The sequence below is a fragment of the Pseudarthrobacter sp. O4 genome (assembly GCF_050157025.1).
Classification (GTDB): Bacteria; Actinomycetota; Actinomycetes; order Actinomycetales; family Micrococcaceae; genus Arthrobacter.
Genome location: NZ_CP189591.1, coordinates 3009683 through 3023516, shown reverse-complemented (window position 1 = coordinate 3023516; position 13834 = coordinate 3009683). Strand labels below are relative to the sequence as shown.

At 66.5% G+C, this 13834-nt stretch carries 11 protein-coding genes and 2 pseudogenes; 7 read left to right on the top strand and 6 right to left on the bottom strand.

Annotation, left to right across the window (positions count from 1 at the left end):
- Nucleotides 1-77: 77 nt before the first annotated feature.
- From ACQCSU_RS14160 to ACQCSU_RS14150, 3 genes are all read right to left on the bottom strand, one after another.
- Nucleotides 78-1343 carry a serpin family protein gene (locus ACQCSU_RS14160; RefSeq protein WP_426975924.1) on the bottom strand — a complete coding sequence of 422 codons (1266 nt, stop codon included), beginning with the start codon at nt 1341-1343 and terminating at the stop codon, nt 78-80.
- A 215-nt stretch (nt 1344-1558) separates the two neighbouring features.
- Complete coding sequence (locus ACQCSU_RS14155; protein WP_426975923.1) at nt 1559-3307, bottom strand: pyruvate dehydrogenase; 1749 nt, start codon at nt 3305-3307, stop codon at nt 1559-1561.
- 114 nt (nt 3308-3421) lie between these two features.
- On the bottom strand, nt 3422-4933 hold the full coding sequence (locus ACQCSU_RS14150) for a helix-turn-helix domain-containing protein (RefSeq protein WP_426975922.1): 1512 nt from the start codon (nt 4931-4933) through the stop codon (nt 3422-3424).
- Between the two features lie 143 nt (nt 4934-5076).
- Here ACQCSU_RS14150 and aceA point away from each other — a divergent pair, with 143 nt between their 5' ends.
- Both aceA and aceB read left to right on the top strand, forming a co-directional pair.
- The gene (aceA, locus tag ACQCSU_RS14145; RefSeq protein WP_426975921.1) at nt 5077-6408 is read left to right on the top strand and encodes an isocitrate lyase; all 1332 of its coding nucleotides are present in this window, start codon (nt 5077-5079) and stop codon (nt 6406-6408) included.
- A 250-nt stretch (nt 6409-6658) separates the two neighbouring features.
- Nucleotides 6659-8323, top strand: a complete 1665-nt coding sequence (gene aceB, locus ACQCSU_RS14140; protein ID WP_426975920.1) for a malate synthase A — start codon at nt 6659-6661, stop codon at nt 8321-8323.
- Nucleotides 8324-8529: 206 nt separating this feature from the next.
- On the opposite strand, the gene ACQCSU_RS14135 is transcribed toward aceB, so the two are convergent.
- On the bottom strand, nt 8530-9723 hold the full coding sequence (locus tag ACQCSU_RS14135; protein WP_426975919.1) for a CynX/NimT family MFS transporter: 1194 nt from the start codon (nt 9721-9723) through the stop codon (nt 8530-8532).
- A gap of 99 nt (nt 9724-9822) precedes the next feature.
- Here ACQCSU_RS14135 and ACQCSU_RS14130 point away from each other — a divergent pair.
- The 4 genes and pseudogenes from ACQCSU_RS14130 to ACQCSU_RS14115 all read left to right on the top strand — a co-directional run.
- Nucleotides 9823-10007 (top strand): annotated as a pseudogene (locus ACQCSU_RS14130) (sugar phosphate isomerase/epimerase); the annotation flags it as partial.
- Nucleotides 10006-10098 (top strand): annotated as a pseudogene (locus tag ACQCSU_RS14125) (GNAT family N-acetyltransferase); the annotation flags it as partial. The pseudogenes ACQCSU_RS14130 and ACQCSU_RS14125, both read left to right, overlap by 2 nt.
- A 91-nt stretch (nt 10099-10189) precedes the next feature.
- Nucleotides 10190-10909 (top strand): DsbA family oxidoreductase, encoded by a 720-nt coding sequence (locus ACQCSU_RS14120; RefSeq protein ID WP_426979797.1) that lies wholly within the window; start codon nt 10190-10192, stop codon nt 10907-10909.
- 152 nt (nt 10910-11061) lie between these two features.
- On the top strand, nt 11062-11700 hold the full coding sequence (locus ACQCSU_RS14115) for a TetR/AcrR family transcriptional regulator (protein WP_426975918.1): 639 nt from the start codon (nt 11062-11064) through the stop codon (nt 11698-11700).
- Here the strand turns inward: ACQCSU_RS14115 and ACQCSU_RS14110 are convergent.
- Both ACQCSU_RS14110 and ACQCSU_RS14105 read right to left on the bottom strand, forming a co-directional pair.
- Nucleotides 11697-12374: a LytR C-terminal domain-containing protein gene (locus tag ACQCSU_RS14110; protein WP_426975917.1), complete on the bottom strand. Its 678-nt coding sequence runs from the start codon at nt 12372-12374 to the stop codon at nt 11697-11699. The genes ACQCSU_RS14115 and ACQCSU_RS14110 overlap by 4 nt on opposite strands.
- Nucleotides 12367-12666 carry a type II toxin-antitoxin system VapB family antitoxin gene (locus ACQCSU_RS14105; RefSeq protein WP_426975916.1) on the bottom strand — a complete coding sequence of 100 codons (300 nt, stop codon included), beginning with the start codon at nt 12664-12666 and terminating at the stop codon, nt 12367-12369. Before ACQCSU_RS14105 ends, ACQCSU_RS14110 begins: the two co-directional genes overlap by 8 nt.
- Nucleotides 12667-12845: 179 nt before the next feature.
- Between ACQCSU_RS14105 and ACQCSU_RS14100 the strand changes: the two genes are divergently transcribed.
- The gene (locus tag ACQCSU_RS14100; protein ID WP_426975915.1) at nt 12846-13760 is read left to right on the top strand and encodes a hypothetical protein; all 915 of its coding nucleotides are present in this window, start codon (nt 12846-12848) and stop codon (nt 13758-13760) included.
- Nucleotides 13761-13834 lie beyond the last annotated feature (74 nt).

Sequence of the window (13834 nt, the reverse complement as noted above, 5' to 3'; positions counted from 1 at the left end):
ACAATGGCAGGGGGTGACATGACTTCAGTTGCCTCAAACAACCCTTCTGCCGTCACAACCGGTAACTTTCCCGGCGCTCACCTGGGGTCGGCCACCTTCCCCATGAACAGCGGCAGGCCTGTTTCGCTGTGCACGACCTGGTAGTGGAACGGCCGGTCGAATTCGATGGTGCGCTCCGGCAGGGGCTGGGCACTGGAAACCGCGCCGTTGATCTGGGTGACGGCCGCAGCCACCGTGCCCTTTTCGGCGACGGTGATGTTGGCCCCCTGGGCGGCCTGCGTGAGCATCATTTTCGGTTGGATGGCGTCGAAGTCCTCGGTGGTGGTGAGCGTCTTAGGCAATCCCAACGAACCGAGCACCCTGCGCAGGTCGAAGCTGCATTTGTGGTCCCACCGGGGCAGCTGGATCTGCACCGTCTCCAGCGGTGCGGCGTCGAAGGCATCAGCGATTTGCGCCAGCTTTTCCGACTCCAGTGTCGGGTCCCCGGCGCCGGCCGCACCGGCGTCGGGCAGTACCAGCCGCATCACAAAGCCCTCCGCGTACGGCAGATCCACCCCGCGCCAGTCCGGACCCTCCGCGTATTTCATTTTCAGCTCGTTGTGCATGGTGGGAGCGATGATTTCCTCACCGTCGGCTTTGGTGAACGGCAAGTCCGAGGTGTTGTCCGGATCAAAAGGGGCACGCCAGGCGGCCGCGAAGTACAGCGCATTGAGCAGGCTGAAGGTGTTGCTGGGATCGTACTTTGCCGGCGATTCCTTAATCCGCCCTCCCGTATTCCTGTCAACCCACGCATCAATCGCCGGCTTGGTGGTGCGCTCATCCCGGAAGTCCACCGGGTACACACCGGTTCCGAAATGCCCGGCCAAGGTACGCAGGTACTCCGGACCGGTCGTCACTTGCTTGTCCACAAACAGTCCGTTCGCCGCGTGCATCACCGGCTTCCGCGGCGGGTTCTTCTCATCCACGGAGCCGGGATCGCCGTCGAACGATTCGAGGGACGCGAGCAGCGCGTTCATGGCTTCGTCGCGGCGTTCCAACGGGAGCTTCAGCACGCCGTCCAACTCTGCGGCCGTTCCCCCCGAGGCGCCGGCCCGCAGCATCGCCAAGGCAATCAGCAGGCTTCCCGGCGAGGAGACGACGTTTCCGGTGGAACCGTCACCGCCGTCGGACAGGAGCGCCGCTCCGAGCTTCAGCGCGGACAACCGGAGTGCCTTCAGTTCAGCTCGGTAAGCGGCGCCGTCGACCGAGATCCGCTCGACGCCGTCGGCCTTCAAGAGCCCGGGCGCCGGGGGCGAACACGCCGTGAGCGCCACAATGGTCCCTGCCACCACAATTCCGGCCATGCGATGATGCTTCATTGCCACCCCTCGGACAGGTCTGCCAATTGGAATGGCGGGGATCCGCCTCTGCCCAGTCAACCAGCCGTGGCTGAACCTAACCATGCCTGTCGCGTCACGGTTTGCCGTCATTTTGGCGACGACACGGACCCCCGAGCCCATGGCAACGCCCAGCGGCCCTGACGTCCGGCTCGCCGGATCCTGGCTCGCTGGATCCTGGCTCAACGCCGCGGGATGTTGCGCAGGTTGCTCCGCGCCATGCTGACCGCCTCGCCGGCTCCCCTGTTGAGCACTACCTTGGACATCGCGGTCGCGAAACCCAGGATCTGGGAGCCCTTGATTTTCGGCGGGATGGAAAGCGCCTTGGGATCCGTGATCAGTTCCACCAGCGACGGGCCGGGGTGGGCGAAGGCTTCCCGGTAAGCGTCCTCGATCTTGGCCGGGTCGGTGACGCGGACGGCGTGGAACCCCAGTGCCCGGGCCACGGCGGCATAGTTGGCGTCCGGGACGTCCACACCGAAATCAGGGAGCCCGTCCACCAGCATTTCCAGTTTGACCATTCCCAGCGTTGAGTTGTTGAATACCACAACGTTCACGGGCAGCCGGTGGGCAGCGACGGTGATCAGCTCCCCCAGCAGCATCGACAGGCCCCCGTCGCCCGATACGGAAACGACCTGCCGCCCAGGGTAAGCAAGCTGGGCGCCGATCGCATGGGGCAGTGCGTTGGCCATGGACCCGTGCAGGTACGACCCGATCAATCTGCGGGTGCCGAGCGGGTTGATGTATCGTGCGCTCCAGACGTTGCACATGCCGGTGTCGGCGGTGAAGATTGCGTCCGTCGCCGCAACCTGGTCAAGCAGTGAGGCGGCGTACTCGGGGTGGATGGGCTCGGTTTTTTCCACTTTTCGGGTGTAAGCGCCCACGGCCTTGTTCATCAGCCTGTCGTGCTTCTTGAGCATCTGATCGAGGAAGCGGCTGCTTTTTTTCGCCTGGAGCAAGGGCATCAGCGCTGCGAGCGTGGGGAGGACATCGCCATGAACGGCGATGTCGACATCCGTCCGCCGGCCCAGTTTCTGCGCGGCACAGTCCACTTGGACGGTCCGGGATGCGGGGAGGAACTGGTCGTAGGGAAAATCGGTTCCCAGCAGAATCAGCAGATCCGCATCCTCAATCCCTTCAGCCGCGGCACCGTAACCCAACAGGCCCGTCATGCCGATGTCATAGGGATTCTCGTACTGCATGAAATCCTTGCCGCGCAGCGAGTGCCCGATCGGCGCCTTGATCAGCTCGGCCAGGGCAATGACTTCGTCGTGGGCGCCCTGCACTCCGGCCCCGGCGAAGATGGCGACCTTGCCGGCCGCATTGATTGCATCGGCCAACTGCCGGACGCTGCCCGGCGCCGGCACCAGGCTGGCAGGCGCAAACGCGGCGGGAAGAGGGGTCTCGGCCGCTGCTTCCAGCCCGGCGATGTCCCCCGGCAAGGTGACGACGGCGACTCCGCGGAGCGCGACGGCGTGCTGGATGGCGCTGTGCATCACCCGCGGAGCTTGTTCGGCCGTGCTGATCAGTTCGGAGTAGACCGAGCATTCGTTGAAGAGCCTGTCCGGGTGCGTTTCCTGGAAGTAGCTGCTGCCGATCTGTTTGCTGGGAATATGTGAGGCAATCGCCACCACGGGCGCCCCGGAGCGGTTGGCGTCGTAGAGCCCGTTGATCAGATGCAGATTCCCGGGTCCGCACGAGCCGGCGCACACCGCGAGGCGGCCGGTCAGCTGTGCTTCCGCCGCGGCCGCGAACGCCGCAGCCTCTTCGTGCCGCACATGGATCCAGTCGATGCCGCCCTTGGCAGAGCCGCCGATCTTCCGGACGGCGTCGACAATCGGGTTCAGGCTGTCCCCGACGATGCCGTAGATCCGCTGCACTCCGGCGGCCTGAAGCTGTTCGATGAGCTGGGTTGCAAGTTCCTTGGCCATGGCTGGGCGCTCCCGCAGTCGAATCCATTAGCTGACACGGCCAATATAGTCCGCCCAGCTTCCGGCCGCCGCCCGGGAATCCTCCTCGGAAGAGCTGAGGGAGGAACAGCCCGGTCAGTTCCCGGAGTGGGCCTGCAGGAAGGAGTACACCTCGGTCTCGTCCACGCCGGGGAACGCGCCTGGCGGCATCGCGGCGAGCAGGTGCGAACGCGCCCGCGCCGAGGGCCAGGCGTTGCCGGCCCACTCCGAAGCCAGGGCCGCCGGCGGCCGCTTGCAGCAGTTCTCGTCCGGGCAGGTCGACTTGGACCGCTCCGTGGTGTCACGCCCCCTGAACCACTTCACCTGGGCGTACGGCACGCCAACGGACAGTGAGAACTCACCGCTTGCGGAGCGTTCTGTCCGTGCCGTGCACCAGTACGTCCCGGCCGGGGTATCCGTGTACTGGTTGTACGCGCTGAACTTGTCCGCGACATCGAACACCACCCGGCTGGTCCAGTTCCGGCACGAAAACTGGCCCTCGATGGCGCCCGTATGGTCCTGCGGGAACGTCACGCCGTCGTTCTCGTAGGCCTTGTAGATGATGCCGCTCTTGTGCGTCTTCTGGAAGTGCGTGCGGATGTCCAGATGCTGGGTGGCCAGGTTGGTGAAACGGTGCGCGGCGGTCTCGTAGGACACGGCGAAGGCGTCCCGGACGTCCTCGACGGCGATTTCCTTGGCCTGCTTGGCCTTCTGCAGGAATTCCACGGTGGCCTGCTCCGGCAGCATAAGCGCCGCGGCGAAGTAGTTCGTGGCCACCCGCTGCATCAGGAAATCGCCGTAGTTGTGGGGGGTCTGGTGGCCCAGGACGTAGTGCCCCAGAGCCTGCAGCAGCACCGAACGGGGGTCGTGTTCGCTGCGGACATTTTGGGTCAGATAAATTCGGTGGTTCTTAAGATCGGTCACCGAACGGGTGGAATGCGGGAGGTCGCCCACGTGGTGGAGGCTGAAACCGAGGTGCCCGGCGATGTCCGCGATGACGTGATGGGACAGCGGGCCGCTGGTGTGCCCCACGGAGGCGAGGACCTTCTGCGCCTCCGCCTCATACTCCGGGAAGTAGTTGTTCCGCTCGCGCATCATGGCACGCAGTTCCCCGTTCGCGCGGCGGGCCTCTTCCGGCGTCGCGACCTGCTCGTTCAAGCGCCGCTCCAGCTCATGCTGCAACCCCACCATCGACTCCAGCACATCCATCGGCAGCCGCGAGCTAATGCGGATTTTGGGCAGCTTCAGGGACTCGTAGATCGGGCTGCGCTGGTAGCGTTCCAGCTCGATCTCCAGGGCCGCGCGGCGGTTGGGCGGCTCCGCGCCAAGCAGCTCATCGATGCTGACCCCGAGGGCGGCCGCAAGCTGCTGCAGCAGGCCGAGCTTGGGCTCCCGCTTGCCGTTTTCGATCAGGCTCAGCTGGCTCGGGGCGGTGCCGACGGCGGCACTCAGGTCATCGAGGGTGAGGCCCGCCGCCTTGCGCAGGTGGCGGACGCGGCGGCCCATGCTGATGACATCCACCTCCGGCGCTGCGGGGGCGGAGGGTGAAGTGGCTTGTCGGTTCCAGCTGCTTGAGTGCATTTCTTGAGGATACGCGAAGAAGTGCATTTCTTTCCACCCTTTTAGTCTAGAAACCCCCTTGAAAGTGCAGAAAAGTAGATCTCACGGAAAGATTCACTATCCGGGAACAAGCAGCCAGGATCTGCAGAGACGCAGACTGGCCGGCCCCGGGCACAACCAAGGAGACAACGATGACTGCAGCATTTGAGCCCACCCAGCAGACGCCCGAAGAGCAGGCCGCCGCCCTGGAGCTCGAGTGGGCTGGCAACCCGCGCTGGGAAGGTGTCACCCGGGATTACAAGGCTTCCGACGTCGTCCGCCTCCGCGGCCGCGTCTCCGAAGAACACACGCTGGCCCGCCGCGGCTCCGAGAAGCTGTGGAAGCAGCTCACCGAGGAGCACAAGGAAGGCACGTACACCAACGCCCTCGGCGCCCTGACCGGCAACCAGGCCGTGCAGCAGGTCAAGGCCGGGCTCCGCGCCATCTACCTCTCCGGCTGGCAGGTCGCCGCGGATGCCAACAACTCCGGCCACACGTACCCGGACCAGTCGCTCTACCCGGCCAACTCCGTGCCGACGGTGGTCCGCCGGATCAACAACGCCCTGCTCCGCGCCGACCAGATCGAGTTCTCCGAAGGCATCCAGACCGTCGAGGACTGGATGGTGCCGATCGTCGCCGACGCCGAGGCCGGCTTCGGCGGCCCGCTGAACGCCTACGAGCTGATGAAGTCCATGATCCAGGCCGGCGCCTCGGGCGTGCACTGGGAAGACCAGCTCGCCTCGGAGAAGAAGTGCGGCCACCTCGGCGGCAAGGTCCTGATCCCCAGCCAGCAGCACGTCCGCACCCTGAACGCCGCCCGCCTGGCCGCCGACGTCGCCGGCACCCCGTCCGTCATCATCGCCCGCACCGACGCCGAGGCAGCCACCCTGATCACCTCCGACGTCGACCCGCGGGACCAGGAGTTCATCCTCCGCGAAGGGGGACAGCCGGTCCGCACCGCGGAGGGCTTCTACAAGGTCCGCAACGGGATCGAACCGTGCATCGCCCGCGCCAAGGCCTACGCCCCGTACTCGGACCTCATCTGGATGGAGACGGGCACCCCGGACCTGGAGCTGGCCCGCAAGTTCGCCGAGGCCGTCAAGGCCGAGTTCCCGGACCAGATGCTCTCCTACAACTGCTCGCCGTCGTTCAACTGGAAGAAGCACCTCGACGACGCCACGATCGCGAAGTTCCAGCGCGAACTCGGCGCCATGGGCTTCACCTTCCAGTTCATCACCCTGGCCGGTTTCCACGCCCTCAACTACTCGATGTTCGACCTCGCCCACGGGTACGCCCGGGAAGGCATGAGCGCCTACGTCGAGCTGCAGGAGAAGGAATTCGCCTCCGAGTCCCGCGGCTACACCGCGACCAAGCACCAGCGCGAAGTCGGCACCGGTTACTTCGACGACATCGCAACCGCGCTCAACCCGAACGCATCCACTCTGGCCCTGGTGGGATCCACCGAAGAAGGCCAGTTCCACTAACATTCCCCGCCCAAGGTGAGCTGTTGATGCCGCTCATCTGAAGGCACGACGGCGGCCGGCACCCATGGTGCCCATGCCCCCGGGGCTGGGAAAGGTGATCCGGAAGCGTGCGTAAAAGGGGCCCCGTCCCCGCCCGGCCGAGCTCTGCGAGGCCTAAGGCGGGGATGGGGAATAGCACGCGGAGGATTGCCTTTTTCGGCCCCAAACCGCACCCGCCGTCGAACATTTGCTTCTCCAAGGAGAGATTGAAATGAACAGCTTCACTGACAACTTCACCATCAACGGGGTTACGTTGACCGCGCAGCCGATTTGCCGGCAGAGCGAGGTGCTTACTCCGGACGCTCTGGCCTTTGTTGCCACGTTGCACCGGGCCACGGCGGGCCGGCGGCTGGAACTGCTGCAGGCCCGGCAGGAGCGCCGTCAGCAGATCAGCAAGGGCCAGGACCCGCGCTTCCTGCGCGAGACCGAGTCCGTGCGCAACGATCCGGACTGGCGCGTCGCTCCCCCGGCTCCGGGCCTGGAGGACCGCCGCGTGGAAATCACCGGCCCGGTGGATAAGAAGATGACCATCAACGCGCTGAATTCCGGCGCCAAGGTGTGGCTTGCGGACATGGAAGACTCCTCCACGCCGTCCTGGCGCAATGTCATCCAAGGCCAGCTGAACCTCACGGATGCGCTGGAACGCCGGATCGACTTCACTTCCCCGGAGGGCAAGGAGTACAGGCTGCGCCCCGCCGAGGACCTGCCCACGATCGTGGTCCGTCCCCGCGGCTGGCACCTGCCGGAAAAGCACATGCTCATCGATGGCACCCCGATCGCCGGCGGAATCGTGGACTTCGGACTGCACTTCTTCCACAACGCCCGCCGCCTGATCGCCCAGGGCAAGGGCCCGTACTTCTACCTGCCGAAGATCGAAAACCACCTCGAGGCCCGGCTCTGGAACGACATCTTCGTCCTGGCGCAGGACCTGCTGGGCATCCCGCAAGGCACCATCCGCGCCACGGTGCTGATCGAGACCATCACCGCCGCGTTCGAAATGGAGGAGATCCTCTACGAGCTGCGCGATCACGCCGCGGGCCTGAACGCCGGCCGCTGGGACTACATCTTCTCCCTGATCAAGAACTTCCGCACCCGCGGGCCCCGGTTCGTCCTGCCGGACCGCGGCCAGGTCACCATGACGCAGCCGTTCATGCGCGCCTACACCGAACAGCTGGTCCGGGCCTGCCACAAGCGCGGCGCCATGGCGATCGGCGGGATGGCCGCGGCCGTCCCCAACCGCAAGGACCCGGAAGCCAACGCGAGCGCCTTCGAGAAGGTCCGTGCGGACAAGACCCGCGAGGCCGGCGACGGCTTTGACGGATCCTGGGTGGCGCACCCGGACCTCGTTCCGGTGTGCCGCGAGGTGTTCGACGGCGTCCTCGGCGAGCGCCCGAACCAGCTGGACCGCTTCCGCGAGGACGTCACCCCCGACGACCGCGCCCTGCTCGACATCGCCGCCACCAGCGGCACCATCACCGAACAGGGCATCCGGAACAACATCGAGGTCGGCATCCGCTACATCGAGTCCTGGCTGCGCGGCAACGGCGCCGTCGCCATCCACAACCTGATGGAGGACGCCGCCACCGCGGAGATCTCCCGCTCGCAGCTGTGGCAGTGGATCTTCGCCCGCGCCATCACGGACACGGGCGAGGTCATCACCCGTGAGTGGGTGGAGGACATGCTGGACGAGGAGTTCGTCAGGCTGGAACGCTTCGAAGGGGACCGCTTCGCCGACGCGCGGGACATCTTCGAGGAAGTCACGCTCAGCACCGAGTTCCCGGCGTTCCTGACGCTGCCGGCCTACGACCGCTTCCTGCATGAAGCGCGCGACGGCGGTGACGTCACCGCCGGGGCCCCCGCGCTCGTCGCGGCTTAGGGCTGGATACGGGCAACAGGTCCGTAGCGCATAGATTTCCGTCCGCCGGGCCGCCACGCCCTTCGCAACAGGCACCCCGAGATCCGGGGCGGCAGCCCGGCGACGGAACACCCCCTCGCTCGACAACGGCGTCGAACGGACACTTGAGGCCCGCGTTTTACACAAACGTGGGCCTCAAGTGTCCGTTCGGGCGTCGGAGCGGCCAGTCAGTGGACCTTGGGGACGTGGCGCAGGGACAGTGCGGTGCCGAGGATGAAGACGCCCACCGAGCCGAGGACCATCAGCAGCGGGCCGGCCCAGGAGTCCGAGACGCCGTGCACGTAGCCCAGCAGGGTCGGCGCCAGGGCTCCGAAGCAGTAGCCGGCGCCCTGCACGACGGCGGACATCCGCCCCGCCGAGGCCTGGTCCCGGGCCAACCGGATGATGGCGATGAAGATCAGGGTGATGCCGCCACCCTGGGCCACCCCGCCGAACGAGGACCACAGCCACCACAGCTCCGGGGCCAGCAGCAAGCCCACGGGCACCGTAAGCCACAACAGCCCCAAGGTGAGGCCGACCGTCGTCGTACTGGCAAAGCGGGCTGCGAACGGAACACCCAGGCTGCCGGCGATGGCGAGGATCTGGAACAGTGATGACCCCGCACCAGCGGCGGCCGGCGTCATGCCGAGTTCGTCGGCGAGGAGGCTCGGCAGCCAGGCGGTCACGCCGTAGTAGGAAAAGGCCTGCCCGGCGAACCCGGCGGTCAGGCCGACGGTGATCCAGCGCGACGCCGGTTTGGTGGCCGTGCGATCAGGCTTTGATCCGGGAACGGCTTCGGGGCGGAGGGCCCGGCTGCCGAAGGCGAGCACCCAGACCAAGGACGCCGCGAGCGCGAAGAGTCCGCAGGCCGCCAGCGCCGGCCGCCAACCCAGCAGTTCGGCCAGTGGCGCGGTCACCACGGAGGTCACGAAGGAGCCGACGTTCAGCGCCGCGGTGTAGATGCCCATGGCCGTGCCTTGCCGGGCGGGGGCGAAGTCGCGCCGGATGATCAGGGGGACGGCGATGTTGCCCACCGTGATGGCGATGCCGAGGATCACCGTGCCGACCATGACGAGGCCGCCGCCGCCCGCGGACCGCACAATCACGCCCAGCAGCACGCCCAGCAGGGTAAGGGTGATGGCGACTTCGGCGCCCATCTTGCGGCCGGCGAGGGAAGCCAGCGGCGCGGCGAGGGCGAAGCAGAGCACCGGGATGCCGGTCAGGAAACCCAGTTCCACGGGCGAGAAGCCCAGCTCCGCCTGCATCAGCCCGACCACCGGCGCCACCGCCACCAGCGGACCGCGCATGTTCAGCGCGATGAGCCCGATGGCGGCAAGCAGGAGCCAGCCGCGCGGCACCCTGGAGAGAATATTCGCCGTCATAGGAAGTGTCCGTACTCTTGGGCGTGCTTGGCCACAAATCAGGTTTATGGATTGAGATCCTTACCCGTCATTGCTATCACGGCGTAGCTGGGTTACCCGAAAGCGCTCGGCGCCGGCTACCAGGACCTCGCCGACCGCTGGAACCCGATCCTGGACGTAGTCGATGAATAGGGGTCCGCTTCGCCCACGAACTCCACCCCTCCGAAATCGCCTACGACTCCTGGTCCACCGCCCGCACCCTCGAGGCGATCGGCCAGCGGCCGGCGTTCGGGCTGAACTGGGAAATCCGGCTTCCGCACGGTCGGGACCAAGTCCTTCAAACTGGGCAACACCGTGGAAAACGACTTCGTCATGGAGCGCGCGGTCACGCCCTGAGCAGTGCCGGCGCCAGGGTACGGGCACGTCCGTGACCGAAGTGACAACCCCTCCGGGGAATGCGGTTGCCACCCGCGCGGTTGTGGCCAGCATGAAGATTGAGATCTGGTCCGATGTGGCCTGCCCCTGGTGCTACATCGGCAAGCGCCGCTTTGAAACCGCCCTGGCCGCTTTCCCGCACCGCGATTCGGTGGAGGTGAAATGGCGCAGCTATCAGCTGGACCCCACTCTCCCCGAACACTACGACGGCACTGAACTGGAGTACCTGAGCACGCGCAAGGGCATGGCACCGGACCAGATCTCGCAGATGTTCGAGCACGTGGCGGCCCAGGCCAAAGGCGAGGGCCTCAACTACCGCTTTGACGACGTCGTCGTGGCCAACAGCTTCACCGCCCACCGCCTGATCCACCTCGCGGCCGCCCGCGGCAAGCAGGACGCCGCAAAGGAACGGCTGCTCAGCGACCATTTCGAGCACGGCAAGGACATCGGCAACGAGGAGTACCTCACGTCCCTGGGACTGGACCACGGGATCGACGCCGGCGAACTGACCGAGCTGTTCAGCACCGACAAGTACGCCGACGACGTCCGGCTGGACTTTGAGGAGGGCCGCGCACTGGGCATCAACGGCGTACCGTTCTTCGTGATCGACCGGACGTTCGGGCTCTCCGGCGCCCAGTCTGCGGAGACCTTCACCGCGGCACTCGAACAGGCGTGGCAGGAAAGCAACCCTCTCGTGATGGTCAACGCCACCGGCGACGGCACGGTCGACGGTGCCGGAGATGCCTGCGGACCGGACGGGTGCGCTGTCTAGCCCAACGTCCGTACCCTGGACCTCCGCCACCCCCGCCCCGCCCCCGCGCGAGCGGACACTTGGCGCCCCGAAATCGCGGTTTTGTGGGCGCGAAGTGTCCGTTCGCGCCGGGAAACCGGAGCTTTGGTGACAGATCGCGCTAAAGTGTCCGTATGCCCAGGATTTCGGCCGCGAGCAACGCCGCCCAACGTGCCGAGACCCAACGCCGCATCCTAACCGCGTTCGGCGAACTGCTGTTCACCCACGGGCTGCCCGGCCTGACCATGACGGATGTGGCCCGGCACGCGCGGATCGGCCGTACCGCCGTCTACAACTACTACGCGGACATCGAAGAGCTCCTGATCGCATACGCCCTGGACGAGACCGAACGGTTCCTCCTGGACCTCCGGGACTCGCTGGACTCGCTGGAAAACCCGGTGGAGCGGCTGGCACTCTATGTGCGCGCCCAGGTCGAGGACCTCAGCCGCCGGCATCTCCCGCCCGGTCCGGCCATGGGCGCGGTGCTTTCGCCTGCGTCCTTCGCGAAGCTGGCGGACCATGTGGGCGAGCTCAGCGTGCTGCTGCAGGGCATCCTGCGCGACGGTATGGCCCAGGGCTACCTGCCCCGGGCGGACATCGCCCAGCTCGCGCAGCTCATCCACGGCACGCTCTCTTCAAGTGCGGCCCGGGGCGACGGCGCAGGCCAGGACCCCGACGCCGAGGCGCGGATTGCGCGGACGGTCCGGTTTATCCAGTTGGGCGCCGGCGCCCGGTTCGACGACGCCGGTAGGGCCGTGCGCGTCAGTCGCTAGCCGGTGGACGGCGGCGCAGTCGGCATGATCGGGACGGCGGAGTCGTCGACGATCCGCCGCTCCTCCCGCGGGCAGCTGAGCTTTCCCGGCGTCTGGTCCACCAGCTCCGGACCGGTCAGCTCCTTGTAGTCCCCGGTAAGGATGACGTCGACGCTCGGGTCCGTGCGGTCGTCCTGGACGTAGTCCGAGCCCGGGACGTTGCGCTGGACGCTGAAGGCAGCCGACTGGCCCGCCGCGCCGGAGACGATCAGTGCCACGCCGCGGTAGCTTGACGCAGTGTTGCCCACCGCCCCCACGATAAAGTGACGGGCGGCAAACGCGTCCGCCACGCTCTGTGCCAGACCGGGACGGTTGGTGGAGTTGAAAACGTTAAGAGTGATCTTGTCCGGCGGCGTGTAGTCATACGTTGCTTCCGGGCACAGCCGAGTGGCAGCGCGGCTGCGCTCCGCCGTCGGAACCTTGATCTGGCCGTTCATGATCGCCAGGGCGACAACGATCGCCGCAGCAATGAGGCCGACCAGCAGCACCAGGACGACGCCATGCAGAATGCGGCGGCGCAGCCGGACGGGGTTGTCCGGCGCGTCGTCCTCTTCGACGAAGGTGGCCCGGAGTTCGGAACCACTGACGACTCGGTGCCCGTGCAGGGCGGTGACGTCCTTCGGCTTTCTAGCCATTAATCACCAGGACGCGCGCGTGGATGGCGGTGCGCTGGTGAAGGGCGGTGCGCACGGCCCGGTGCAGGCCGTCCTCCAGGTACAGGACGCCCTGGAACTCAACAACGTGCGGAAACAGATCGCCGAAGAAGGTTGAATCCTCCGCCAGCAGGGCTTCAAGGTCCAGTGTCTGCTTGGTGGTCACCAGCTCGTCCAGCCGGACCGGCCGCGGCGGCAGAGCCGCCCATTCCTTGGGCGTGTTGTAACCATGGTCGGGGTACGGGCGTCCCTCGCCCACAGCTTTGAATATCACCCTACCAGCCTAGGGAACTTGGGCGGACAAAGGAATCCAAGACCACCGCAGGCGTGAGGTTGTAGCCAAACGGTAACCATTTGTCACACCGGCGGCGCCTGGTTGTCACGGGCCACACCATCCAGTCGCCCGGGTCAACCGCGAATGCCAAGGGGCCCAACGGCTGACAGAATGGGTGCATGACTGCACTTCAGACGCCGGCCGCCCCCTCGCCGTCGACTCCCCGGCTGGCCCTGCTGCTCGACGTCGACGGGCCCGTGGCGAGCCCTGTGACGCGCGACGTGCAGCCGGGGATTATTGCGGACATGCTCGCGCTGGCGGCAGCGGGCATCCCGGTCATCTTCAACACCGGGCGCTCGGATGCCTTCATCCGTGAGCAGGTGATGGAGCCGATGATCGCCGCCGGGATGGCGGCAGGGACCGTCATCCACGCGATCTGCGAGAAGGGCGCAGTGTGGTTCAGCTACACCGCGGAAGGCCCCGGACCCGTACACGTGGACCGGGAACTCGCCATGCCGCAGGCCTTAGGCGACGATGTGCGCCGTCTCGTGGCCGAGGATTATTCCGCCCACATGTTCTTCGATGAAACCAAGCGGGCCATGGTGTCCGTGGAGCAGCACGTCGCCGTCGCCAATTCCGATTACCGCGCCGAGCAGGAGCTTTTCGACGCCGATGCCATGGCGTTGATGGGGCGGCACGGTCTCGGGGTTGTGCGGCTTGACCACCACGCACCCAACTCGGACGACCAGATCGACTACCGCGTGGATCCCACCATCATTTCCACGGACATTGAGTCTGTTCGGTTGGGCAAGGACCTGGGCGCGAGCCGTGCCGTGGAACTGCTCGCAGCCCAAGGCATCACACCGCAGGCCTGGCGCACGGTGGGCGACTCCCGCACCGACTACGCCATGGCCGATTGGCTGCACCACAACGACCATCCGGTGAAGCACGTGGATGTGCGCCCGGCCGACGGTGTTCCGGTGAAGCCCTATGAGGTGCTCACCGCGGCGGATCTGGGGCTGGGCGGGGACGTCATCCACGACGACGCCGGGGCGGCCTTCCTGCGCAGCTGGCGGTCCGCCCTCATCGGCTGAGTCTGCGCTTGCCGGCGTAAGACCGGTGCCATTCCGGAGCCCTGCCGGAGCCATACCGGCGGATTTCCGTTGCG

Coding starts and splice junctions, on each gene's coding strand:
- ACQCSU_RS14160 (WP_426975924.1), bottom strand. CDS start 1,343: ATGGCCGGAATTGTGGTGGCAGGGACCATTGTGGCGCTCACGGCGTGT.
- ACQCSU_RS14155 (WP_426975923.1), bottom strand. CDS start 3,307: ATGGCCAAGGAACTTGCAACCCAGCTCATCGAACAGCTTCAGGCCGCC.
- ACQCSU_RS14150 (WP_426975922.1), bottom strand. CDS start 4,933: ATGCACTTCTTCGCGTATCCTCAAGAAATGCACTCAAGCAGCTGGAAC.
- aceA (WP_426975921.1), top strand. CDS start 5,077: ATGACTGCAGCATTTGAGCCCACCCAGCAGACGCCCGAAGAGCAGGCC.
- aceB (WP_426975920.1), top strand. CDS start 6,659: ATGAACAGCTTCACTGACAACTTCACCATCAACGGGGTTACGTTGACC.
- ACQCSU_RS14135 (WP_426975919.1), bottom strand. CDS start 9,723: ATGACGGCGAATATTCTCTCCAGGGTGCCGCGCGGCTGGCTCCTGCTT.
- ACQCSU_RS14120 (WP_426979797.1), top strand. CDS start 10,190: ATGAAGATTGAGATCTGGTCCGATGTGGCCTGCCCCTGGTGCTACATC.
- ACQCSU_RS14115 (WP_426975918.1), top strand. CDS start 11,062: ATGCCCAGGATTTCGGCCGCGAGCAACGCCGCCCAACGTGCCGAGACC.
- ACQCSU_RS14110 (WP_426975917.1), bottom strand. CDS start 12,374: ATGGCTAGAAAGCCGAAGGACGTCACCGCCCTGCACGGGCACCGAGTC.
- ACQCSU_RS14100 (WP_426975915.1), top strand. CDS start 12,846: ATGACTGCACTTCAGACGCCGGCCGCCCCCTCGCCGTCGACTCCCCGG.